Raw genomic sequence first — 21,017 nt, 5'->3', positions numbered from 1 at the left:
TGCCCCCTGGTCGAGGGGCTTGACGGTGCTGGATGCTGTTGGTCGTGGCATGTGGTGGGACCGGTCCGCGGTATTGCCGCGAGTGCTCTGATCCTCTGCCGCCGGGGATGCCGAAGACGGCGATGTTCTGTTCGTCGAGGTGACAGTTCACGGCGGTGGTGGAGGCTTCAGCGGGCCCGTGAGCGGGTGATCGCGATGAAGCTGGGCGAGCAGGCGGAGTGCCCGGGTGCGCGGCCGGTGCTGGACAGTGGGTGTCGAGCGGGCCGGTCGGCAATCTGGCCCCGCGGCGGCCGGCCCCGCACCGACAGCTGGACCAAGAAGCAGAAACCCGCGCACTGATCACCCTTCCGGTCGGGCGGCCAGTACTCGCATAGCAACCATTCGCCACCCAAGCGTCTGTTCCCTACATCGAGCAGGACGTCTGCAATGGAGAAGTGTTCCTCCAGCGCGGCCCGTAGTGAGGACAACGACGTACGGATCTGAGCAAGCTGCTCGCGCAGCTCCCGAAATCCGCAGGCGGAGCGGCGCCCGTCGCGGGTGAGGCGGGCGGCGACCTGCAGCAGCCGGCAGCGGAGTTTCTTGGGTTTGGCGGCGGCGAGTTCGCCGTCCAACACGAGGACGCGGGCCAGCCGCGAGGCTGATGGGCAAATGGCCGTCGCCTGCCCCGGCCACGGTGCGCCGGAAGACGGGTCAGCCACCCGTCCACGGCTCCCGTGACCGACTGCTGACGGGAGCCGACCGGCGCCCGTTGAAGGGGGGAGATCCCCTCTCCCCAGAGAGAAGATGCCAGCGCCGGATCGGGCGGTTACCGCCGGCCCTGACCTGCGTAAATACGCCACGAGCCGTACCGGGGCCCGGTACCTGCGGCGGTAGCAGCGCCGGAACCACGGCTGGTAGCAGCGCTGGCAGCGGCGCCGGTACCGACCGGGGGGCGCAGCGAAAGTAGGAAAGCCCCTTCAGCGATCTTGGACATACGGCCAGGTCAGACCTGCAAGCAAGCCTTTGGGGGCGGCGACACCCCTCTACCAGCAGCAGTCTGGGAGAGGTCACGGCGCGCATGCCGCCTGGGCCGGGCGTGCAACCCGTGCGCTTCTCGCGCCCCCTGTCCGGCCGGCCTCGCGGTGAGGATCCTTGAGTTGTGGCTATTGAGGATGAAGAGAATCAGGGCACGGCGCTGGAACCGGCCGGACGGGCCGACGCGGTCCGGCTGACCGAACAACTGGAGCGGGCAATCGCTGACGCGGAGCGGCATCCCGGTGACACGACGGTGGGAGGGCGCCTGATCGACGAAATGGCCGCAGCCGGCGGCCGGCTCGGACAGGCCGCCTTGGACCTCGCTCCCGCGTTCTGGTCCGAACAACAAGCCGTCGACAAGATCCTCGCCCGGTACGCCAACGACAGTCGACAAGATCCTCGCCCGGTACGCCAACGACATCGGCGTCGATGTCGAGACAGTGCTGGCCGCACGCCGCTACGCCCTCACCGGCGACCGCCGCGCCCTCGACAGCACCTGGCTCTGACCACCGGCATGCGGCAAGGAGCGGCAGGGATACGTAGAGCCGGGCCGTGACCGAACGACGCCCACGCCGTTGGTTCTGCGGCGCGTGCATGAAATCCGTCCCCCACGGTGCGCGCTCCTGGGGCCCTGACACCGCGCCCGGCTCAGGGCCCCGTGCCGAATCGGTGGCGGCGTCCCGGACCGGCAGAGCTCCGGCGTCAGCGGCGGAGGAAGCCGAAGATTCCGTTCTCCTTGCGCCACGCCTCCGCTTCCGCCTTCGCCTGCGCCTGCACCTCTTCAGCCGCCCGTTCCTCCGCCGCCAGGCGCTCCCGCTCCTTGGCACGGGCGCACACGGAGCAGTCGCTGCCCGCCGGTACGGACTGCCAGTCGTCGTCCGAGTACACCTCACGGCCGCAGGTCGGACACGCCCACGCGGCGGCCTTCTGCCGCCGCGCGGTCTCTTCCCGCTCCCGCTGCTCGCGCTCCTCCTGGGCGCGGCGCAGGAGGCGGCGTTCCTCTTCCCGGGCTCGGAAGGCGCGGTGGTCGTCCGGGTTGTCCAGAGCCGCTTCGAGGGTCTCCCACGTCGAGTGGCCGTAGCGCCACCAGATGGGTCCGTGGGGTCCGTGCTGTTGTAGGCGGGCGAGGGTGGTGACGATGACGGGGACGGTGTCGTCGTAGTCGCGGTAGCCGTCCTTCACATCGGTCCCGTAGACGCTGCCGCCCTGCCAGTACCAACTCCACCCCCCACCAGCAGGCGCCCTGAGCGCCATCGATATCCCTGCTGAGGCCCCAGCCGGTGAGGCGCCTTGTCTGGAGTGTGACGGTAAGACTTCCGAGAGTGATCACATAGAGCTACTCTTTCCTCCTTGCAGGTGAGGGGGGTATGTGCGGTACGAGCAGCGCGCCTACGCACGCGTTAAATTTCTCGAACTCATGGCGGAGTTATACGAGAACGAGTTCGAGGACTTCTTCCACCGGCTCATGTGCTCGAGGTACCCAGACTTCCTGGATGTTCGCACTGCGGGCAGTCTGGGCGATATGTCGGCAGACGGTCTTTCCTTGCACTCCCGCAAGCTGTACGCCTGCTATGCCCCGCAGACGGTGAAGTCGAGCAAGATCCGCAAGAAGTTCGACGGCGACCTGGCGGGTGCGCTCGCCAAGCGCAGGGGGCAGTTCGACACGTTCGTGTTCGTGCATAACGATCGACGTGGTGTTCATCCCGAAGTGACAGCAATGCTGTCCGAGGCTGCCGCCAGCACGCCAGCTCTGGGCTTTGAGCAGATGGGCGGCCGACGCTTGTGGCATGAGTGCATGCAGTTAGATCACGTGACGGCGGAAGATGTCCTCCGGTGTGAGATCCCGATCAAGGAGATGACGTTCGGAATCGGGATGGATGATCTTGAGCCTCTCCTGAAACAGCTGCAGGAACTGCGCACTGCCCCTGATCCGCTCATGCCGCTGCCAGACGTACGCGTCGAGAAACTCGACTTCAACCGGCTCGAAGGCGAAGCGCGTGAGGATCTGCTCCGCGGGATGCGGCAAGCCCACCTCGTGGACGCCTTCTATGCGGGCAGTATGCGAGAGCTGGAACACGACGAGGTCGCCCAGGGCTTCCGCGTGTACTACGAGCAGGTGCGCAGGGACTGGAGCGACCCTGAAGACGTGCTGTGGCAGCTCCAGATGTACGTGCTGGGCAACGCGCAGCCGCGACCGAAGGTGCTGCGCGCGGCCCTCGTCGTACTCGCACACTTCTTCGGGCGGTGCGACATTTTCGAGGCGCCTCCTGCTGGCTGGCAGCCTGGTATCGGGATATCTGCGTGATCACTCCGACGAAGGGCATCGCACCCGACCGCTGTCTATTGGCTGTCGGCGCCCAGATCCTGCTGCAGTTGGACGAACCGCGATCAGTCAGTCAGACGTGGGCCCGGCTGAGGACATGGCGGGCCGAACACGGCCACGCCTCGCCCGTATCGTTCGGCTGGTTCGTTTTGGCACTGGACGTGCTCTACAGCATGGGCGCCGTAGAGCTGGACCAAGACATCCTCGTTGCAAGGAGCATGCATGCTGCGCCGCTTGAGCGCTGACGACGAGCGCTTCAAAGAGGTGTCCTTCGTCGAGGGCCTGAACCTGATCGTCGCGTCCACCACCGCCTCATCCGCAGACACTGACAGCCGCAACAGCGCCGGCAAGTCCAGCCTGATCGAGCTGATCCACTTCCTGCTTGGGTCTCGAGCGACGAACACCGCGCTCGCCATGAACAAGGCACTGCGGCACATCACATTCAACCTTGAGATGGACTGGCCGGGCCTGAGCAGCCCAATCAGTGTCCGCCGCAGCGGACAGCGTGCCGGATTCGTGACGCTCAACGAAGACGTGACCGGGACGGACGACGGCGCCATGTTTCCCCGCACAGGTCCCGTAGAGCTGCCCGCGGAGCGATGGACGCAACTGATCGAGCGGGACCTCTTCGGTCTGCGCGGTGACCATCCGGGCGTAAGCGGAAGGGTGCTGCTCTCCTTCCTCGCCCGGCGTATTTCGTCGCACGGCTTCAATGAGCCGACCCGCACCTTTTCGCGGCAGTCCGCCCCGGAAGCCGCCTCCAACCTCGCCTACTTGCTGGGCTTGGATTGGCAGCTCGTCGACGAGTACAGGCAACTGGCCGCCCGCAAGGCGACGCGTACCCAGCTGAAGAAGGCGGTCGATGACCCCGTGTGGGGGCGCATCGTGGGGTCTACCGCAGACCTCAGGGGCCAGATCACACTGGCCGAGGCGCAGGTAGAACGGCTCCGTGGACAGGTTGCAGCCTTTCAGGTCGTCCCCGAGTACGAGCGGCTCAAGGACAGAGCGGATCAGGTCAGCCGACGCATCAAGCAACTGGCCCAGGAAGATGTGATCGACCAGCACAACCTCGAAGAGCTCCAGGCAGCCGTCACCGAAACCACGGACTTCGAGGTCGACTATCTCGAGCCGGTCTACCGCGAACTCGGCGTCGTCCTGAACGATCAGGTCCGCCGACGGTTCGAAGACGTGAAGACCTTCCATCACTCCGTGATCCGCAATCGTCGGCGTTTCCTTGAAGAAGAGGTAGCCGAACTCACTGAACGGCTCCAGTCACGTCGTGCCGAGCGGGCACGCTTGGGCGAGGATCAAGCCCGTCTCCTTCGAGGTCTCGCCGAGGGAGGGGCGCTGGAGGCGCTGACGACCTTGCAGACGGCTCTCGGGCGCGAGGAGGCCGCGCTCCAAGCGCTGCGGCACCGTTTCGAAGCGGCGCAGACGCTTGAGGCCAGCGCCCGGCAGATCACCGCGAAGAGTGTGGAACTGCAGCAAGCTGTCGACACCGACCTCCAGGAGCGCCGCCGGCAAACCGACGAAGCCATCCTGCTGTTCTCTCACTACGCCCAGCGCCTCTACGGTGAAGGGCGCGAGGCCTACCTCGCCATCGAGGCCGGCCGCAACAGCCTGACCATTACTCCGCGGATCGACAGCGACGGCAGCCGCGGCATCAGCAACATGGTCATCTTCTGCTTCGACCTGACTCTTGCGGTCCTGGCACACCGACACGGACGTGGCCCCGACTTCCTCATCCATGACAGCCACCTCTACGACGGTGTCGACGACCGGCAAGTTGCCGCTGCCCTGAAACTCGCCGCCGAAGTCACCGAGGAAGAGAACCTGCAGTACATCGCCACGATCAACACCGACAGCCTCGGCATGGCCTCCCAACGCGGCTTCGATCCCGAGCCCTACATTCGAAGCCCTCGCCTCACAGACGAACACGAAACCGGCGGCCTCTTCGGCTTCCGCTTCAAAACCACCGGCAAGAGATAGACGAGGTGGCCGATGCCAACAGGATTGCCCCTGAGGCCAGTCACGCGCCTGAGATCTTCCGTGTCGCTCCTCTCGCTGGGGATACGACGTCGTCGCTGATCTGCCGCATCGCGAGCCGCTACGGGCTGGAAGCGAATGTGTTGCGGTCCTGCTGGCACTGGCGCAACCACCAGCCCAAGCACGAGGACGGGCCTGTCGGGCCGACGCTGAGGTGCTGATGAACACGGCCGGACGGCAAATCCTGGCGGGCCTGTTCGGCGTCACCGAAGACGGGCCGGCGCGGGCGTTGCCGTCCTAGGGCGTGATCGTCCGGTTCGTCCGTGCGATGCTTCCCCCTTTTCGGCCGGTGGCGGCGGAGTGCTGGTGGGCGCGGACGATGGTGGAGTCGATCTGGACCAGCCAGTCGATGTCGTCGGCGGCGTCGGCCTGGGCTTGGATCTGTTGCAGGGCCTGGGTGAATACGCCGTCGATGGCGTAGCGGCGGAAGCGGGTGTAGACCGTCCAGGGACCGTAGCGTTCCGGCAGGGAGGCGACCGTCCACGACATGCCCCAGCGCACCGCGAAGAAGGCCGCGCAGAAGAAGGCGGCCAGGAGCCCGGCGAAGAAGACCGGTGGCCGTAAGCCGCGGTCGGCGTAGCCGGGCGCCCGGTGACGTCGGCACACGGGCACACGGGCACACGGGCACACGGGCACACGGGTGATGCTCGGGGCACGCCGACCCAGTGCAGCCCAGGCAGGCCGAAGGGTGTCGGGCTCTCACTGGGGTGGTCCGGGCGGCTGCCTCGTTCGGTGCACGCTGTGGCCGTGTCCCGGCGCGTACGTTCTGGTGGGAGGGCAGGCTGGGGAGCGGAGTCCGCTGGGGAGTCCTTCGCACGTCGACCGGGCGGACCGCTTTGCGTTGGTCTACAGGGTGCGCAGGACGGCGACGACCTTGCCCAGGATGACGGCATCGTCGCCCGGGATCGGCTCGTAGGCCGAATTGTGGGGCACTAGCTAGCTAGACGCGCGCAGCCCGGCGCATAGGTCACAGACCGTGCCGCCTGAGCTCGTCCGCCTCGCCACCGCGACCCAACTCGTCGAGTAGCTTGATCAACTGGTCAAGGGAGTAGCTGTTCCCGCGGCGCGCGGCCTCGCGCAGCGGCTCCTCGGCCGCGTCCGGGCGGCCGATCTCGCGGAACAGGTCGGCGAGTACGTGAAGCGGCCCGGTGCCGTTCTCCTCGTCGTCGATGCGCGCCCGGACGAGCCGCTCGGCCTCTTCGTGCTCACCGCGTCGGCCGAGCAGGAGGCTCCAGCACCGCAACGCGCTGGAGTAGCCGAACTCGTCCATCGCCTTCCAGAGCGCCTCGGCGCTCTCGTCGTCGCCCTCCGTCTCCATGATCTCGCCGAGCTCCTCCAACGCGTAGGTCGCCGTCGACGAGCAGTGCGAGTCGATCCGCCAGTCGGGCGGCCGTGGCGGCCTCTCCAACAGCGACACCATGCACCGCACGTACGGGTGGTTCCACCCCTCGACGGCTTTGCGGAGCCAGCCCTTGGCCTCCTCGACACGGTCCTCGCGACGCAGGTCCCGAGCCAGGTCGAGCATCGCCTCCAGGTCACCGGCCACCGCTCCCCGCCGCAGCCAGTGGGCGGACCCCTCTTCGTCCCCCGCCTCGGCCAGCCCGAAGCAGAGTTGGCGCATCGCATTCCAGTCGCCGGCCTCGGCGTCGGCCAGCCAGCTTTCCTTGAGTCGCCGGACGGCCTCGTCGGGATGGCGTTCCTCCAACAGCTGGACCGCGTCGCTGCTGCCCTCGCGCGCGGCCTGCCGGAGCATGGCGTCCGCCTCGTCGGCCCGGACCATGCGCTCCTGCAGCAGTGCCATCTCGTACATCGCGCCGGTCCAGATCAGGTCGATGCTCGGTGGGTGGGCCGGCGCCTGGTCACCGAGGTCGAGAAGGGTGCGTAGCCATCGCTCACCCTCGGGGGCCCGGCCACGGCGCCACAAGGTCGCGCCCAGGTCCAGCATGGCGCTGCGGTCGCCGCGTTCGGCGTGCTCGCGCAGCACCGCGACTGCGTCATCGTGTCGGCCGTGCTTGTCCAGCAGCTTGGTCAGCTCACTCATCGCGAGGATGTCGCCAGCGTCGAGAGAGACGCGCAACGCGGCCTCGGCACCAGCCACATCGCCACGGCGGTCCAGCAGCAGGCCCAGCCGGCGTGCGTCGTCGCCGTCGGTCGGCCCGGCGGCTCGCAGCAGCTGCTCGGCGAAGCGGAAGAACCCCCGCTCCTCTGCGCGGCGCGCTGAGGCGCTGCGTTCCTCCGCTGGAACCAGGTGGTCGACCAGCGCCTGCGACACGTCGGCTGGCACCGGGCCGGAGGCCCGGGCGCCGCGCCCGTGCTGGGCGAGGTAGTCGGCGAGCAGATAACCGTCGGCCGGTCCGACGGTGGGCACGGAACGGGTGGGCGTCAGTGCGGCCACGCCGTTCACCGTCGCGGTGGCCCGGCCGATGGCTGCGGCGAACCAGGTCGCCGCTGCGACCCGCTGCGGCCCGGTGAGGTAGGCCCCCGCCGCGGCCTCGAAATAGGTCTGCGGCAGCGGCCCGGTGAAGCCGAGCCAATGCGCGTCCATGGCAGCGCTGATTAAGGCCCGGCAGTGCGGGTCGAGGACCCGTTCATACCGGTCGACCAGCGTGAGGCCGCCGGACAGCGCCTGGATCACCTGGCCTCGGGGTGCCCGGGCCGCGACGGTCAGTCGCTCGTCGTGCTGGGCGGCCTCCTGTAGCTGCGCCAGGTCGGCCGGCTCCTCGAACGCCTCCGGAACGACGACTACCTCGGCGCTGTTGAGCAGCTCGCGGGATTCGCCTTGCCCGTCGTGGCCCTGCGCCACGACCGAGGTGAGGTCGTAGAAGTAGTCGGGCCAGAGCGTCCCGAGCGCCACCGACCGGCCGTGCCGGGTCAGCCAGCGGCGCAGTTCCAGGGCCGTCTCGGGGCTGTCCAGAAATCGCTGCATCTCGTTGAGCCACAACACTACTGGCCGCTGCTCCGCCGACCAGTCCCGCAGTGTGTCCCGCAGTTCGTCGGCCTCGAGCGGCACCACCAGCGGATGGTCCGGCAGACAGGCTCGGACCGCCTCCAGAGCGCTGCGGCTCTTACCGGTCGAGGAGCCACCGACGAGTACGAGCAGGTGGTGCTGGTCCTGCTTGGTCGTGGCGGCCAGCGCGTTCCGCAGCTGGAAATCATGTCTCCGAGGGACGAAGGGCGGCAACTCGGAGCTCGCGTCGCGGCCAACCGACACCGCCTGGTGCACGCCGAGCACGTACGGGTTCCAGTGCGCCACCGGCCGGCCAGCGACTGCCGAGGCAGCGGCAGCGGACGGGGCAGCCGGCACCGGCGGGGATGGCGGCTCGATCGGGCGCATCAGCTGTGCGACCTGCGCGGCGGCCTTGTACTCATCCTGCCTGCAGTCTCGGGCCAGCATTCGGGCGACCGCGCGGACATCGTCCAGGCTCGCTGGCCCACCCCGGGAGATGATCTTGTGGATCTGGTCCTTCTTCGGTGAACTGTCGAGGCGGTCATCCACGCGGATCCGCTTCTCCAAGTCCTCCAGCGTGGGCCGGCCGGCATTCTCATGCAGGTCGTACAGCATGTCGCGGACCTCCTGCTGCGGCCCGGCGTCAAGTTCGGGCCGGGCCAGCTTCCGCGGGCGGCGCACACGGTTGCCGGCCGCCGCCGGCTGGCGGCGCACCGGTACACGCTTGCCGGCCGCCGCCGGCTGGCGGCGCACCGGTCGGGACTCGTCGGCATCCATCGCCTACCGATGATGCCCTGCCGCTGCCCACCGGGTGGCGTTATCGGCGTAGTTGGCCCCACTTACCCGGCCTGACCTGGCCCGAGGACAAACCCGGCGCAGCCACTTCCGGTCAGGACCGGCCCCGCCACCGAACAGGAGAACGGCCTCCCGCGGGGCCGACTCAAGCCGGAACCGAACGACTACGTGAGTCCAAAGCGGACCGACTCCGGTGTGGCCAATGGCACCGATGAAGCCAGCCGGGCACTGCTCGACACCCGTCGGCACTGAGGTCGAGCCCCACGAGGAGCCCCGAGGCTGAAAGCGCAAGCCGGCGCCGGCTCCGCTTTCGTCTCAGACACCCAGGGAGCATCCGATGACCCGATCCCCGCAGCACCCCCCCGGCCCCGATGAGCGCCGCACCCGGATCACCCTCGCAGTGATCGCTGGCCTGCTCGCTGGCGCCACCCGCGCCCTGGCCGGCTGGCTACTCGAGCACCTGACGACCGGCAACTAACCGGCCCGGGGCGGGATCCCGTGCTGTACCGCGGGATTCCGCCCCCACTCGTACCTCTCCGAGCAGGAAGCCGTCGACACCATCCTCGCCCGGCTCGCGAACGACATCGGCAGCCCACCGAGACCATCCTGGCCGCACGCCGACCGCCGTGCGCTGGAAGGCACCTGGGGTCGGACACTGTCACGCGGCGGCCTTCTGCCGCCGCTTGGTCTCTTCCCGCTCGCGCTGCTCACGCTCCTCCTGGGCGCGAAGCTCGAGGCAGCGTTCCTCCAGATGGCCCGTGCGGTCCGTGCGGACTACCGCCCAGACCAGCAACCAGGGGTACCTGAATGAATGTCAGGCTATGCCTGACGCGGCGGCTTGTCAGGCATACCCTGACGCCATGACAGACATGGATGTTGACCGCGCCGAGAGCACGCCGGGGGAAGGCCCGGAGGTCCTCTCGCCGCGGGACGAGTCGCGCATCAACTTCGCGCAGTACGCGTTCCTGCTAGGTCATGAGGCCATGGGACTCATGCCCACGGCCCCCAAGACGTCGACCGGGGACTTCCTGGCCGGCGCCCTGGGGCTGCGCAGGAGGCTCGATCAGCTGATCAAGGCCGCCGTGATCGCGGAGCGCGAGTGCGGAAGCACCTGGGAACAGATCGCTCAGACCGCCCAGATGACGCGCCAGTCGGCTCACGAGAAGTGGGCCCCTCAAGTGCAGGCATGGGCGGCCACCGGGCGCCAGGTCCGGCCGGCGGGCTCAACCAAGCGCTCCATGGAGACCGCCCGCTGGTACGACAGCCAGTACGAACTCCTGTGGCCCGACGAGCCCCAGGCTGTCACCGCGGGGCTGGACGCCAGCCGTCATCCCGGCTCCGACGCCTACGAGGACGCGCAACGCAAGCGCGGCGCCAGCCTGCACGCCCGCTTCAAGGAACTGCGAGAGCAAGGCAAGACACTCGACGCCCAGTACCAACAGCTCAAGGACACCAAAGACAGCGACGGCCTCGCCCGCCTGGCCGACGTGCTCACCGCTACCGCCGCCAACCACGACGCCCAGGCAAACGTCTACGACCAGCTCGTCACCGCGGAGCCGTCCCTGTCCGACGAACACCGCCACGATGCCGAGCAGCAGCGCACCAACGCCTACAGCGCCCGCAAGTACGCCGTCCTCGTCACCAGCAAAGCCACCTCGGCCAGCACCCGGACGTCCTAGACCGGAAAGCGCCGGCACTGACGGGAACGGCAGCCACACCGCTCAGGCCCCTCAAGATCGTTCTTGGACAATTGCCCAAGAACGATCTTGAGGGGCCGCCGTGCTTGTCGCAGTATCGGCGCTAATTCCGCCGGATCAGGCCCGTGACGCGGAACCCGCCACCACTGTATCCGGTACGGCGCGGCGCACGAAAAGAGCCACCGTGTGCGCGCCCGATGGGGCCCTGGTAACCCTGCCCGGCCCAGGGCCCCATCTCCCACCATCACGACACTGACCCCACCAACTCCCGGCCCGCCCTGGCGTCGCTGTCCCAGGGTGGCGCCCCAGACCGAGTCGGGGCTGATGGGGATCTTTGAAAACGGCTCTGGCCGCAGTTCCGTGAATCCCCAGGTCAGTGAGGGGAACGAGGGATCGTTTCGGCAGAGTGTTTCCTGCCATGGCGAGCAAGACGGTCGAGGCTGTGCTGTTTCCCGGGATCGATATGCGAGTGGATCGCGTCAGCGCCTCCACCGACGTCCTTGTGGTGGAGGCGGTGTCCACCGCTCGCCCGGGCCGGTGCCCGGACTGTCGGAAACAGGCAAGGCGTAGACACAGCACGTACCAACGCACTCTGGAAGAAAGGCCGTTGGGATCTCGCCGGGTCATAGTCCGGCTGCGGGTCCGCCGGTACTTCTGTGACCGGAAGAGTTGTTCCCGCAAGACGTTCGTCGAGCAGGTGCCGGGTCTGTCCGAGCGGCACCGCCGCTCCAGCACCGGGCTGACAGGCTGGCTACGGTCGAACTCGGCGGCCGCGCGGTTGTGCCGCCGCCTGCGTCTGGTCGCTGGCCGGACCCGGCTGCTCAGGCTGCTGAAGGCGCCGACGGTGCCGGACCGTGCCCCACGGGTGCTGGGGGTGGACGAGTTCGCCTTCCGCAAGGGCTGCACCTACGGCACCTTGCTGGTCGACGTCGAGGCCGGCCGGGTCGTGGATGTGCTGCCCGACCGCACCTCCGAAACGTTCGCGGCCTGGCTCACCGAGCATCCCGGCGCCGAGATCATCTGCCGGGACCGGGCCAGCGCCTACACCAAGGCGGTCAAGGAAGCCGCACCTCATGCCCTGGAAGTCGCCGATCGCTGGCACCTGTTGCAGAACCTGTCCGCCGCGGTGGAGAAGACCTGCCACCAGCACCGCGACTGCCTGCGCAAACGTGCCGAGGAGGAGACGGTGACCGAGGTGCCGGAGCCGCCCCCGATGCTGTTACCGCCCGCGGAACTGCCCCGCACCCAGATCATCGAACGCACCCGCCACCGCTACGAGGACATCCACCGCCTGCTGGAGAAACACTGGACGATCAGCGCCATCGCCCGCCGTCTGAACCTCGACCGCAAGACCGTGCGCCGCTTCCGCGACACCGACCTCGACGAGCTGCTGGCCTCCGCCCGCGACCGCTGCCCCAACGGCGTCCTGGAGCCGTTCAAGGCATACCTGAATGCCCGCTTCACCGAAGCTCAAGGCCAAGTCAGCGGCACACATCTGTTCCTGGAGACCCAGGCGCGCGGTTACCGGGGCAGCCGCCAAGTCGTCCGCAAACACCTCGCCGCCCTGCGGGCGGGCACCGCCGAACCGGTCCGGGCCGACATCCCCAGCCCCCGCAAGATCACCTCCTGGATCATGCGGCCCCGGGAGACGCTCACCGCGAGCCAGAACAAGCGGCTGCTTCAGGTCCGGCTCGCCTGCCCGGCCATCACCCGGGCCTGCGACCTCGCCCGAGCCTTCGCCGATCTCGTCCGTCACCAGCGCGGATACCTGCTGCTGGAGTGGATCCGGCAGGCCGAACAGGACGCACCGAAGCCGTTGCAGGGCTTTGCCGGCTTCCTCCGCCAGGACATCGACGCCGTCACCGCCGGCCTCACACTCCCCTGGAGTTCCGGCGTCGTCGAAGGACACGTGAACCGGGTGAAAACGCTCAAGCGAGCCATGTACGGCCGAGCCTCGTTCGAACTCCTCCGGACCCGCATCCTCACCCAGCCATGACCCTGGAGCTCGAGCAGAGGCTGGTTTTCAAGAAACCCGCCGTGGCACAGCAGCCATCTACCAGGCTGTATGCCATGGATGGAGTAACTGCAGGCACAGTTCTCGCCCTGATCGGTGTCCTCCTCGGGACTGCGGGGACCCTCGTAGGGCAGTACCTGGCGACGCGTGTCGAGGTGCAACGTGATCGGCGGCAACGCACGGACGCAGAACGCGCTGAGCGCAAGGAAGCCATCTTGGGGTTCCTCGCGGCCGCGCAACGCGTCGAGCTGATACTAGATCGTCGAGAACTGGGCCTCCCGACTTCCGAAGACCCCGCAGACGAGAAGCTCCACGACCTGTGGCTGGCGAAGAAGGCCGTCGAGTTGGCTTGTGCGCATGAGACAGCCCAGGCCGCCCATGACTACACCACGGTGCTACACACCCACATGCGCAACACCGTTTCGTCCGAACAGAATCCCGGCAAGCGCGAATATCGCTACACCTTCATGGAGGCGGCACGGAACGCATTGGAGAGCGGCCGCCCCAGGATCAGGCGCTGACCCTCGGGCGTTCGGGACTCTTACCATCATCAGGTCATCACGAAACTGCGGCCAGAGCCTTGAAAACGGCCGGGGCCGCTCCTCGCCTCACTTGCTTGATCTCTGAACTGTGAGCTTGCTCCGCTTTTACGGACACCGTTGGTGTGGTGGTCAGGCTGCGAGTGCGGTTTCGTATTCGGCGGGACTGCGGTAGCCGAGGAAGCCGCTGCAAGTTCTACCAGCTCCAGATCCATTCGAAGATCGCGGTGCGTGCGAGAGTTCTGCTGGGCCAGGGTTTCGTGCCGAGCAGTTCCTGTTTCTCCGTCGCGAAGAAGGATTCGGCGAGGGCGTTGTCCCAGCACTGTCCGGTGCGGCCGACCGACAGTAGGACGTCGAACTCGGTTGCTAGGGCGGAGAATTGTTGGCTGGTGTACTGGCATCCGCGGTCCGAGTGGAAGATCACCGGACGGGTGGGGCGGCGCCGTCGGCAGGCGGCCTTGAGGGCGTCGGCGACCAGGTCGGTCCGCAGATGATCGGTGGTGGCCCAGCCGACGACGCGGCGGGAGGCGATGTCGATGACGGTGGCCAGGTAGAGCCAGCCCTGATCGGTCGGGATATAGGTGAGGTCGCCGCACCAGCGGATGTCGAGTGCGGCCGCGTCGGGTGCGAAGTCGCGCCCGATGAGGTCGGGCCTAGCGGCGGCCCGCGGGTCGGGGAGGGTGGTCAGGTGTCGGCGCCTGCGGTGGCGGCCTTGGAGTCCGGCTCCCGCATCAGCCTGGCGACGCGGCGCCGTCCGCATCTTTCACCCCGTTGCAGGACGGCGTGGACGCGCGGGGCCCCGTAGGTGCCGCGGGAGTGCTCGTGGGCTTCGGTGATCTTCTCAGTCAGCTCCAGGTCGCGGACCGCGCGGGAGCCGGGAGTGCCGTTGCGGCGGGCGTATAAGAACTGCTATCGAAATGACTTCAGGCGCCGCCAGCAGATGAGTGAGCAAGCGAGGCTGAGGAACGCCTCGTGGATGTCGTCGCGTACTTCCCAGCGGATCCGCAGCCGGCGGAACCAGTGGGGATGAGCGAAGGTCCGCTCGACGACCCAGCGGTCGGTGCCGAGGCCGGATCCGTGAGGGACACCGCGTCGGGCGATGACGGGTTTCACGCCCAGGGCCCAGGCCAGACGCCGGTACTTGTCGTGGTCGTAGCCGCGATCACCCAGCACGGTGTCGGGCCGTCGGCGGGGCCGGCCGCGCTTGCCACGGACCGGCGGGACGGCCTGAAGCAGGGGAATGAACTGGGTGACATCGTTACGGTTGCCGCCGGTCAGTGTGGCTGCAAGCGGAATGCCGGTGGCGTCGGTGAGCAGGTGATGCTTGCTGCCGCTTCTGCCCCGGTCAACGGGGCTTCGTCCGGTCTTGGATCCCCTTTTAACGCGCGTATGTGAGAGCCGTCGACCACCGCCCGCGAGAAGTCCAGAGCGTCCGCTCCGCGGAGCCTGGCCAGAAGGGTCTCGTGCAGCCGCGGCCAGACGCCGGCTTCGGTCCACTCGGCCAGACGCCGCCAGCAGGTCATGCCCGAGCCGAAACCCAGTTCCTGTGGGAGGTGTTCCCACGCGATCCCGGTATGCAGGACGAACAGGATCCCCTGGAACACCAGCCGATCCGGATGCCGCTTCCGACCCGGATGACGAGCCCGACGCTCCACCCTCGGCAGGAGTGGCTCGATCACTGCCCAGAGCTCATCGTCCACTTCCCATGGCTTCCGCCGAGCCACCCCGCACCCCCAGATCAACGTTCTGACGGCCATCCAACCAGCTCAAAGATCATTTCGTTAGGGGTTGTTAGTGGCAAGTCGTGATGGGCATCACCGTCACCGCGGCCGTCCCACTCGCGGCCGGCTATCTGCTCGGCTCGCCAGGCGGCGACTCCGAGCTCGGTGCAGGTGCGGTGGATGAACTCAGGGACGGCTGGCTCGCGCGGCCAAGGCTGCGGGGCATCGGACGCGTCCTCATCGCTTGAATCCTCGAGGCTGAAAGCCAAGGCTGGCTCGGAGAAGCCGGTCGCCTCATCGTCGGCGTCGCCGAGTTCATCGCCCCAGTCCAGGAAGGCGCTTTCGCGTGCCAGCCAGCGTCCGGATCAGCCCCAACCGAAACGGCGAGGCTAGGGACGGACCAAGGCTCGTTTGCGATCTGCTGCAGCCGTGCCCGGACCGTAGCCAGTTGTTCATCACGCAAGTGTCTTGCCATTTGCCCACCCTCCGAAACGGTAATAGCACATTCCGTGGCATAGCGGGGAGTTGCTTGGATACGCTCCCTCTCAGCTGAGTGGTCTCCACGGCGTGATCAGTGCTGGCGGCGGCCGAAGCGGACCCGGAGGTGGGGAACGTATGGCCGAATCCAATGAAACGGCGCAAAGGCTGGCGATCGTCTGCGCGAAGGCGGAGAACATCCGCCAGCGTCTGTGCAGCCTGGCCGGGAGTGACACGCTTCTCGAGGAGCTGCTCGCTGCGGCACGCAGCGGCGGAGAGATAGCGGAACCGGTGGATGTGCTGCACGCCGTCCTTCAAGGCTTCGGCGATGCCCAGGGGCTCTATGCGTACAGCGACAGCGGGCGCACGGGGGACCGCAGCGTCCGTGCGGGGGGTACCAACCGTGAATGCTCCCCCGAGCTTGTGTACCTGTGCCCGGCCGCACGGTGCACACGCTCCTGGTGGCCACAAGGCCCCGTTCCCGTGCCCCGCTGCGCGATCAGCGGGGACACTCTTCGCCGGGACCGGTTGTAGCCGATGGGCGGCATGCTGACGGAACTCGGTAAGAAGCTCGCCGAACGGTGGCTTTCCCTGCTCGTCCTGCCCGGTGCCCTTTACCTGGCCGTCGCCGCCACCGCCTACACCCTCGGCCACGCGCGCCCATTCGACCTGCACCTTCTGACCGATCAGATCACCACCGGGGCCAAGGCCCCCGCCGTCGCTACCGCTGGAGGCCAGGTGGTGCTGCTAGCCGCCGTGCTGGCCGGCGCCGCAGCCGTCGGACTGATGGCACAGAGTCTCGGTTCCCTAGCCGAACAGCTCCACCTCGCCGCCGACTGGCAAACCTGGCCCGCCGTGGCCCGCCGGGTCGCAGGCTTGGCCACCAAATACCGGCGAAGGCGCTGGAGGACAGCTTCCGAAGACTGGCACCGCCTTCGGCAGGATGCCGCCACCGCCCGTACCAGGGGCACACGAGCCGACCCCGCCGCACGGCATGCTGCACGTGCGGCGATGACTCGCATCTCCCCCGAGCATCCCGACCGTCCCGGCTGGAGCGGCGACCGTATCCATGCCGCAGCCGTGCGCTTGGAGCGGGACTTCCACATCGACCTGGCTGTCCTATGGCCGCACGTGTGGCTGATCCTGCCGGACACCGTACGCACCGAGATCACAGCAGCCCGCCAAACCCTTGCCCGGGCCACCACGCTGACCGCCTGGAGCCTGCTCTACCTGCCCCTCGCCGCATGGTGGTGGCCCGCCACAGCCATCACGGCCGTCCTCGCGTTCACCAGCTGGCGCCGCACCCGAACCGCTGCCGACACCTACGCAACTCTGCTGGAGGCCGCCACCCGCCTGCATGCCCGTGACCTTGCCGAGCACCTTGGCCTGGACCCGTGCCCCCTAACCCAGGACGTCGGCGACAGCCTCACACGCCACCTATCTCCCAGCCCGCCCCCACCCCCGCCTCCGGACAATGCCCCCGCCACCGGCGTCTGAAGACGGCCACTCGTCAACCGTCGCCGGGCGACTCCCGGGAGTCGGCTCGGGCCGATCCGCGGCCAGCGACATGTGGATCAAAGACACTCCATGTCGCCAGCCCTGCGAGGACCAAGTAGCTCCACGAAGCCGAAGCGGCCGCCGTCAGATCTGTTCGTCCTGTCTGTCGGCGCAGAGCACGGCATCAACTAATAGAGCCGCCGACGACTACCTCCATCCCGGGTAGGCAGCAAGACCGATTCACGTGCCAGCGTGGAGATGGGCGGCCCATAGCAGGGGGGCTCGCGTCCGGTCGAACCCGGCCGGTAGGCCGTGGCCGTCGCGTACGCGGCGTAGGGCATGGTGGAGAGCGTGGGCCGCTCGGTCGGGGTCGAGTTCTGTTGCGTCGCTCTGCAGGCCGGCGTAGAAAAGGTCAGCGATGGTGACGGCGATCTGGTCGTCGATTTCCCACAGGGTGCCGATTACGTGGGGAAAGCCGGCGAGTTGGAAGGCGGAGGTGAGATGGATGGCCTCGTCGAACAGCTCGGCAGTGTCGATGGCCGCGGTGCGGCAGGCGGACAAGTAGGCCAGCTTAGCCTGGTCGAGTGCGACAGGGGCCAAACTGGCCACCGTCAACGGATCGTCCTCGTGGTCGTGGAGCAGCAGTCGGCTGTTGGACGGATCGGCGGGGTCGCTGGCACCGTGGCATGCGAAGTGCGCGATCGCACACTCCGCCAGACGCTCGAGCACGTTGGCTTTCGTCGGGGCGGACAGGGAAGGACTGGCAGGGCTCGGCTCTCGCAGCAGCACAGGGCCGGGCAGGCGGTCCTGCAGCATCGCGGCTTCGGCCTCGACGAAGTGAAGGTCGGGCTGCTCGGGTGTGGTCGGCATCGCCACGATCAGACTCCGCACAACTGGCGGGGACTCCCCGGCGGGGGGCAGGGCGCGCTCGCGGGCGTAGCGCAGCGCGCGGACGGTTGGCGTGTAGGAGGAGACGACCTGGTCCATCACCGTCCGTGGACTACCACCTGGATCTGTGTGGTAGCCGGCGGCGTGGACGGGCAGTAGTCCGAGCAGGCCGCCCGGCGCCCACCACACCCGAGGCCAGACCTTCTTTCCTTCTTCGCCTGGCCGATGGTGATGTCCCAAGGCTTTCAGTACCGGGCCGCTGGCTGTATCCCACAGCCACTTCAGAACCTGGGCGAGCGTGGCCTGCGCCTTCTCTCGCCCGGCCTGGTCGTTACCGGATATCGCCAGATGCTGCGCGCGCCGGAAGGTGGTGACCTGCTGGAGCACCTTGTCGGGGGTGAGGCCGGGCAGTTCCAGACTGGTGATGCCTTCGGTGGTCAGCAGCAGGGCGTCGCTGCGGTGATCACTGACGTTGAACACCACCACCGGGCCGTGGGACGCCTGAGCGAGGAGTTCATCCGTGGCGGGCGGAAGTGCGAAGGAGGAGAAGCCGTCGAGGCCACGGATCCCGGCCAGGAGGTCGGTGAACTGCCCCGCCATCCGCTGCCGGTCCCCCACCAGGCGCCCCTGGTCCAGCCCCAGGTCACTGGTTTCCCTGCCTGCGGTGTAGCCGGAACTGCCCACGGGTCCATCGAGCAGCTCCCGCAGCTCGGTGAACTGGCGGGCGAGCTCGGGATGGTGCTCACGCAGGTCGGTCAGATCGCTACGGGTCTCCAACGCCTGACTGAGCAGTACCGCCCGGCCGACCTCCAGCAACCCCAAGGCACGCTCCGCGCGTTCGGAAGCGGTCCCGCCCGGGGCCTCGAGCGCGAGGGCTGCGGCCGTAGCGGCCAGGCCGGCGAAACTACCGACCGCATACTGCTGATCACCACGCTCCAGACGGCGCGGGGCCACCTGGGGCAACAGCCGCACCGCCGCTTCCGCAGCCGCTGCCGCCCGCACCGCATCACCGGACTCTGCCAACAAGCCAGCCGCCATCACCCCCGCCCGGACACGAAGGGAAGGCGCCGCCGCCTCGACCTCTGACGCCCGCAACCAGCAGGCCACTGCCTCATCAGGGTCTGACACCGCTCGGGTCCGTGTGAACCGGAGCTGCAGCGCGCTCCCAAGATTGGACAGCCACAAAACGAGGTCGGGGTGGTCGGCTGGAGTGGCGTCCACAGCCTGGCGAAGGTGGTCAACAGCGATGTCGAGATCCTGCAGCGCTCCGGTCCGCTCGAACCGGGCTCGTAGCGCCACCCCAAGGTTGGACAGCCACATCGCGCGGTTGGGATGGTCTGTGGGGACTACGGCTATCGCCTGCCGGAGGCGGTCGATGGCGGCCTCGAGGTCATTCAGCGCTCCGGCTAGCTCGAAGTTCCGAAGCAGGGCACCCCCAAGGGCGGACAGCAATACCGCACGGTCGGTGTGGTCTGGAGGGGAGGCGGCCACCGCGTCCTGCCCTACCGTGATGGCTGCCGCCAAGTCATCCAGCGCGCGGGTCCGTTCGAATCGGCGCTGCAGCCCGCTCCCAAGGTTGCCTAGTGTCGTGGCGCGGTTGGGGTTGTCCGCCGGGATGGCGGCCAACGCCTCTCGGAGGTGTTCGATGGCGGTGTCGAGATCCTGTAGCGCTCCGGTCCCCTCGAACCGGACTCGTAGGGCGTTACCGAGGCCGGACAGCCATATCGCATGGTTGGGGTGGTCGACTGGGGTGGCTTCCACGGCCTGCTGCAGGCGGTCGATAGCACTGTCAAGGTCCTGCAGAACTCCAGTCCGCTCGAACCGGGTCCGTAACGCGAGACCAAGATTGGATAGCGACGCAGCGAGTGCCGGGTGGTCGGCTGGGGTGGCTTCCACGGCCTGCTGCAGGCGGTCGATAGCACTGTCAAGGTCCTGCAGAACTCCAGTCCGCTCGAACCTCCTCACCAGGGCACCCCCGAGGTTGGACTGCCACAACGCATGGTTGGGGTGGTCGACTGGGGTGGCTTCCACGGCCTGCTGCAGGCGGTCGATAGCACTGTCAAGGTCCTGCAGAACTCCAGTCCGCTCGAACCGGGTCCGTAACGCGACTCCGAGGTTGGACAGCAGCGCCGTACGGCCGGGGTAGTCGGCGGCGGCTGCGGTTACAGCCTTTCCAAGGTGTTCGATGCCAGCCTCAAGGTCCTCCAGCGCTCCCGTCCGCTCGAATCGGGTCTGCAGGGCGCTTCCCAGGTTGGATAGCCACGCAGCGAGTGCCGGGTGGTCGGCTGGGGTGGTGTCCACGGCCTGCTGCAGGCGGTCGATAGCGGTGCCGAGGTCCGGCAGCGCTCCGGTCCGCTCGAACCTCCTTACCAGGGAGATTCCGAGGTTGGACAGAATCAACACGCGGTCAGGGTGGTCTGCAGCGCTGGCTGCCCACGCCTCTCGGAGGTGTTCGATAGAGGTGTCGAGGTCCTGAAGTGCTCCGGTCCGCTCGAACCGCATTTGCAGGGCGATCCCGCAGAGGGACAGCCACCTCGTGCGGTCGGGGTGGTCGGCGGGAGCGGCCCGAACAATGCGCTCCCACAGGTCTGTCGTTGCAAATAGAAGTCTGGTGTCAGGTTCGACCTCCGAGTGCTGGAGCATCTGAATGGCATGCGGAGCTGCGGCCTCGGCGAGCAGTGGCAGCAACGGTTCCGGCACGCTTGCGATGCCGGCGGCGAAGCACAGGGCGAACGCCTCAACGGCGGTCCTTAGGTCTGCTTGGTTCTCGCCAGTGGGCAGTGCGCAGAAGCGGTACCAGTGGAACCAGCCGAGCAAGTACCGGGCTTCCAGGTCGCCCTCGCCGTGGTTGTCCGCGAGTTGCTCGGCTTCGCGGCGGGCCTCGGGTTCTAGCACTGAGGATAGATCACGACTTTCGGCGATCCGCTGCAGCCGTGCCCGCATCGCAGCCAGTCGTTCATCACGCATAGCCCCCCCGATCACTCACGCTCTGAAATGGCAGTAGCACAATCTGTTGCATACCGGAGGTTACTCGGATAGGCCACGATGACTGGCAGGAT

The 21,017-nt window shown here is 67.7% G+C and carries 18 protein-coding genes and 1 pseudogene; 9 read left to right on the top strand and 10 right to left on the bottom strand.

Annotation, left to right across the window (positions count from 1 at the left end):
• Positions 1–167: 167 nt before the first annotated feature.
• Positions 168–698: a hypothetical protein gene (locus AS594_RS47415; protein ID WP_167368181.1), complete on the bottom strand. Its 531-nt coding sequence runs from the start codon at positions 696–698 to the stop codon at positions 168–170.
• Between the two features lie 1,018 nt (positions 699–1,716).
• On the bottom strand, positions 1,717–2,268 hold the full coding sequence (locus AS594_RS39810) for a hypothetical protein (RefSeq protein WP_141747269.1): 552 nt from the start codon (positions 2,266–2,268) through the stop codon (positions 1,717–1,719).
• 115 nt (positions 2,269–2,383) lie between these two features.
• Here AS594_RS39810 and AS594_RS39805 point away from each other — a divergent pair, with 115 nt between their 5' ends.
• The 3 genes from AS594_RS39805 to AS594_RS39795 are packed head-to-tail and all read left to right on the top strand — an operon-like array spanning position 2,384 to position 5,326.
• On the top strand, positions 2,384–3,319 hold the full coding sequence (locus AS594_RS39805; protein ID WP_079148952.1) for an ABC-three component system protein: 936 nt from the start codon (positions 2,384–2,386) through the stop codon (positions 3,317–3,319).
• Positions 3,316–3,582, top strand: coding sequence for an ABC-three component system middle component 6 (locus AS594_RS39800; protein WP_069936283.1), 267 nt, complete (start codon positions 3,316–3,318; stop codon positions 3,580–3,582). The genes AS594_RS39805 and AS594_RS39800 overlap by 4 nt, the downstream gene beginning before the upstream one ends.
• The gene (locus AS594_RS39795) at positions 3,560–5,326 is read left to right on the top strand and encodes an ABC-three component system protein (RefSeq protein ID WP_069936282.1); all 1,767 of its coding nucleotides are present in this window, start codon (positions 3,560–3,562) and stop codon (positions 5,324–5,326) included. Before AS594_RS39800 ends, AS594_RS39795 begins: the two co-directional genes overlap by 23 nt.
• 294 nt (positions 5,327–5,620) lie before the next feature.
• Here AS594_RS39795 and AS594_RS42470 read toward each other — a convergent pair whose 3' ends face one another.
• The 3 genes and pseudogenes from AS594_RS42470 to AS594_RS39785 form a co-directional block, all read right to left on the bottom strand.
• Positions 5,621–5,989 carry a transposase gene (locus AS594_RS42470; RefSeq protein ID WP_141747268.1) on the bottom strand — a complete coding sequence of 123 codons (369 nt, stop codon included), beginning with the start codon at positions 5,987–5,989 and terminating at the stop codon, positions 5,621–5,623.
• Between the two features lie 240 nt (positions 5,990–6,229).
• Positions 6,230–6,319 (bottom strand): annotated as a pseudogene (locus tag AS594_RS43675) (transcriptional repressor LexA); the annotation flags it as partial.
• Between the two features lie 31 nt (positions 6,320–6,350).
• Entirely contained in the window at positions 6,351–9,107 is a 2,757-nt protein-coding gene (locus AS594_RS39785) for a tetratricopeptide repeat protein (protein ID WP_069936281.1), read from the bottom strand.
• A gap of 355 nt (positions 9,108–9,462) precedes the next feature.
• Between AS594_RS39785 and AS594_RS45270 the strand changes: the two genes are divergently transcribed.
• On the top strand, positions 9,463–9,603 hold the full coding sequence (locus AS594_RS45270) for a hypothetical protein (protein ID WP_167368180.1): 141 nt from the start codon (positions 9,463–9,465) through the stop codon (positions 9,601–9,603).
• A gap of 180 nt (positions 9,604–9,783) precedes the next feature.
• On the opposite strand, the gene AS594_RS47410 is transcribed toward AS594_RS45270, so the two are convergent.
• Positions 9,784–9,918 (bottom strand): hypothetical protein, encoded by a 135-nt coding sequence (locus tag AS594_RS47410; RefSeq protein WP_276207486.1) that lies wholly within the window; start codon positions 9,916–9,918, stop codon positions 9,784–9,786.
• Between the two features lie 67 nt (positions 9,919–9,985).
• Here AS594_RS47410 and AS594_RS39780 point away from each other — a divergent pair, with 67 nt between their 5' ends.
• The 3 genes from AS594_RS39780 to AS594_RS39770 all read left to right on the top strand — a co-directional run bounded on the left by AS594_RS39780 (position 9,986) and on the right by AS594_RS39770 (position 13,357).
• Entirely contained in the window at positions 9,986–10,804 is an 819-nt protein-coding gene (locus AS594_RS39780; protein WP_141747267.1) for a hypothetical protein, read from the top strand.
• A gap of 436 nt (positions 10,805–11,240) precedes the next feature.
• On the top strand, positions 11,241–12,818 hold the full coding sequence (locus AS594_RS39775) for an ISL3 family transposase (RefSeq protein ID WP_069936279.1): 1,578 nt from the start codon (positions 11,241–11,243) through the stop codon (positions 12,816–12,818).
• Positions 12,815–13,357, top strand: a complete 543-nt coding sequence (locus AS594_RS39770) for a hypothetical protein (protein WP_069931455.1) — start codon at positions 12,815–12,817, stop codon at positions 13,355–13,357. The genes AS594_RS39775 and AS594_RS39770 overlap by 4 nt, the downstream gene beginning before the upstream one ends.
• A gap of 214 nt (positions 13,358–13,571) precedes the next feature.
• On the opposite strand, the gene AS594_RS39765 is transcribed toward AS594_RS39770, so the two are convergent.
• The 3 genes from AS594_RS39765 to AS594_RS42460 form a co-directional block, all read right to left on the bottom strand.
• Positions 13,572–14,135, bottom strand: coding sequence for an IS3 family transposase (locus AS594_RS39765; protein WP_079148950.1), 564 nt, complete (start codon positions 14,133–14,135; stop codon positions 13,572–13,574).
• On the bottom strand, positions 14,060–14,224 hold the full coding sequence (locus AS594_RS48310) for an IS3 family transposase (protein ID WP_420877929.1): 165 nt from the start codon (positions 14,222–14,224) through the stop codon (positions 14,060–14,062). The genes AS594_RS39765 and AS594_RS48310 overlap by 76 nt, the downstream gene beginning before the upstream one ends.
• 60 nt (positions 14,225–14,284) lie before the next feature.
• Positions 14,285–15,132 (bottom strand): IS5 family transposase gene (locus AS594_RS42460; protein WP_420877923.1). Its coding sequence is split into 2 segments (ribosomal slippage): positions 14,285–14,757 and positions 14,757–15,132, totalling 849 coding nucleotides; the frame shifts between segments, so codons are not numbered across the junction.
• A gap of 50 nt (positions 15,133–15,182) precedes the next feature.
• Here AS594_RS42460 and AS594_RS45265 point away from each other — a divergent pair.
• The gene (locus AS594_RS45265) at positions 15,183–15,344 is read left to right on the top strand and encodes a hypothetical protein (RefSeq protein WP_167368179.1); all 162 of its coding nucleotides are present in this window, start codon (positions 15,183–15,185) and stop codon (positions 15,342–15,344) included.
• A gap of 775 nt (positions 15,345–16,119) precedes the next feature.
• Positions 16,120–17,070 carry a hypothetical protein gene (locus tag AS594_RS39750; protein WP_141747266.1) on the top strand — a complete coding sequence of 317 codons (951 nt, stop codon included), beginning with the start codon at positions 16,120–16,122 and terminating at the stop codon, positions 17,068–17,070.
• 240 nt (positions 17,071–17,310) lie between these two features.
• On the opposite strand, the gene AS594_RS39745 is transcribed toward AS594_RS39750, so the two are convergent.
• The gene (locus AS594_RS39745; RefSeq protein WP_079148949.1) at positions 17,311–20,925 is read right to left on the bottom strand and encodes a CHAT domain-containing tetratricopeptide repeat protein; all 3,615 of its coding nucleotides are present in this window, start codon (positions 20,923–20,925) and stop codon (positions 17,311–17,313) included.
• Positions 20,926–21,017: the final 92 nt, after the last annotated feature.

The organism is Streptomyces agglomeratus, assembly GCF_001746415.1.
Classification (GTDB): domain Bacteria; phylum Actinomycetota; class Actinomycetes; order Streptomycetales; family Streptomycetaceae; genus Streptomyces; species Streptomyces agglomeratus.
This window is presented reverse-complemented; position numbering and strand designations above follow the sequence as displayed.

What these genes read in the sequence shown, in the direction of transcription:
- AS594_RS45265 (WP_167368179.1), top strand. Translation starts at nt 15,183, where the DNA reads ATGGGCATCACCGTCACCGCGGCCGTCCCACTCGCGGCCGGCTATCTG.
- AS594_RS39770 (WP_069931455.1), top strand. Translation starts at nt 12,815, where the DNA reads ATGACCCTGGAGCTCGAGCAGAGGCTGGTTTTCAAGAAACCCGCCGTG.
- AS594_RS39780 (WP_141747267.1), top strand. Translation starts at nt 9,986, where the DNA reads ATGACAGACATGGATGTTGACCGCGCCGAGAGCACGCCGGGGGAAGGC.
- AS594_RS39765 (WP_079148950.1), bottom strand. Translation starts at nt 14,135, where the DNA reads ATGCGGACGGCGCCGCGTCGCCAGGCTGATGCGGGAGCCGGACTCCAA.
- AS594_RS45270 (WP_167368180.1), top strand. Translation starts at nt 9,463, where the DNA reads ATGACCCGATCCCCGCAGCACCCCCCCGGCCCCGATGAGCGCCGCACC.
- AS594_RS39810 (WP_141747269.1), bottom strand. Translation starts at nt 2,268, where the DNA reads ATGGCGCTCAGGGCGCCTGCTGGTGGGGGGTGGAGTTGGTACTGGCAG.
- AS594_RS39785 (WP_069936281.1), bottom strand. Translation starts at nt 9,107, where the DNA reads ATGGATGCCGACGAGTCCCGACCGGTGCGCCGCCAGCCGGCGGCGGCC.
- AS594_RS39750 (WP_141747266.1), top strand. Translation starts at nt 16,120, where the DNA reads ATGCTGACGGAACTCGGTAAGAAGCTCGCCGAACGGTGGCTTTCCCTG.
- AS594_RS39745 (WP_079148949.1), bottom strand. Translation starts at nt 20,925, where the DNA reads ATGCGTGATGAACGACTGGCTGCGATGCGGGCACGGCTGCAGCGGATC.
- AS594_RS39795 (WP_069936282.1), top strand. Translation starts at nt 3,560, where the DNA reads ATGCTGCGCCGCTTGAGCGCTGACGACGAGCGCTTCAAAGAGGTGTCC.
- AS594_RS39775 (WP_069936279.1), top strand. Translation starts at nt 11,241, where the DNA reads ATGGCGAGCAAGACGGTCGAGGCTGTGCTGTTTCCCGGGATCGATATG.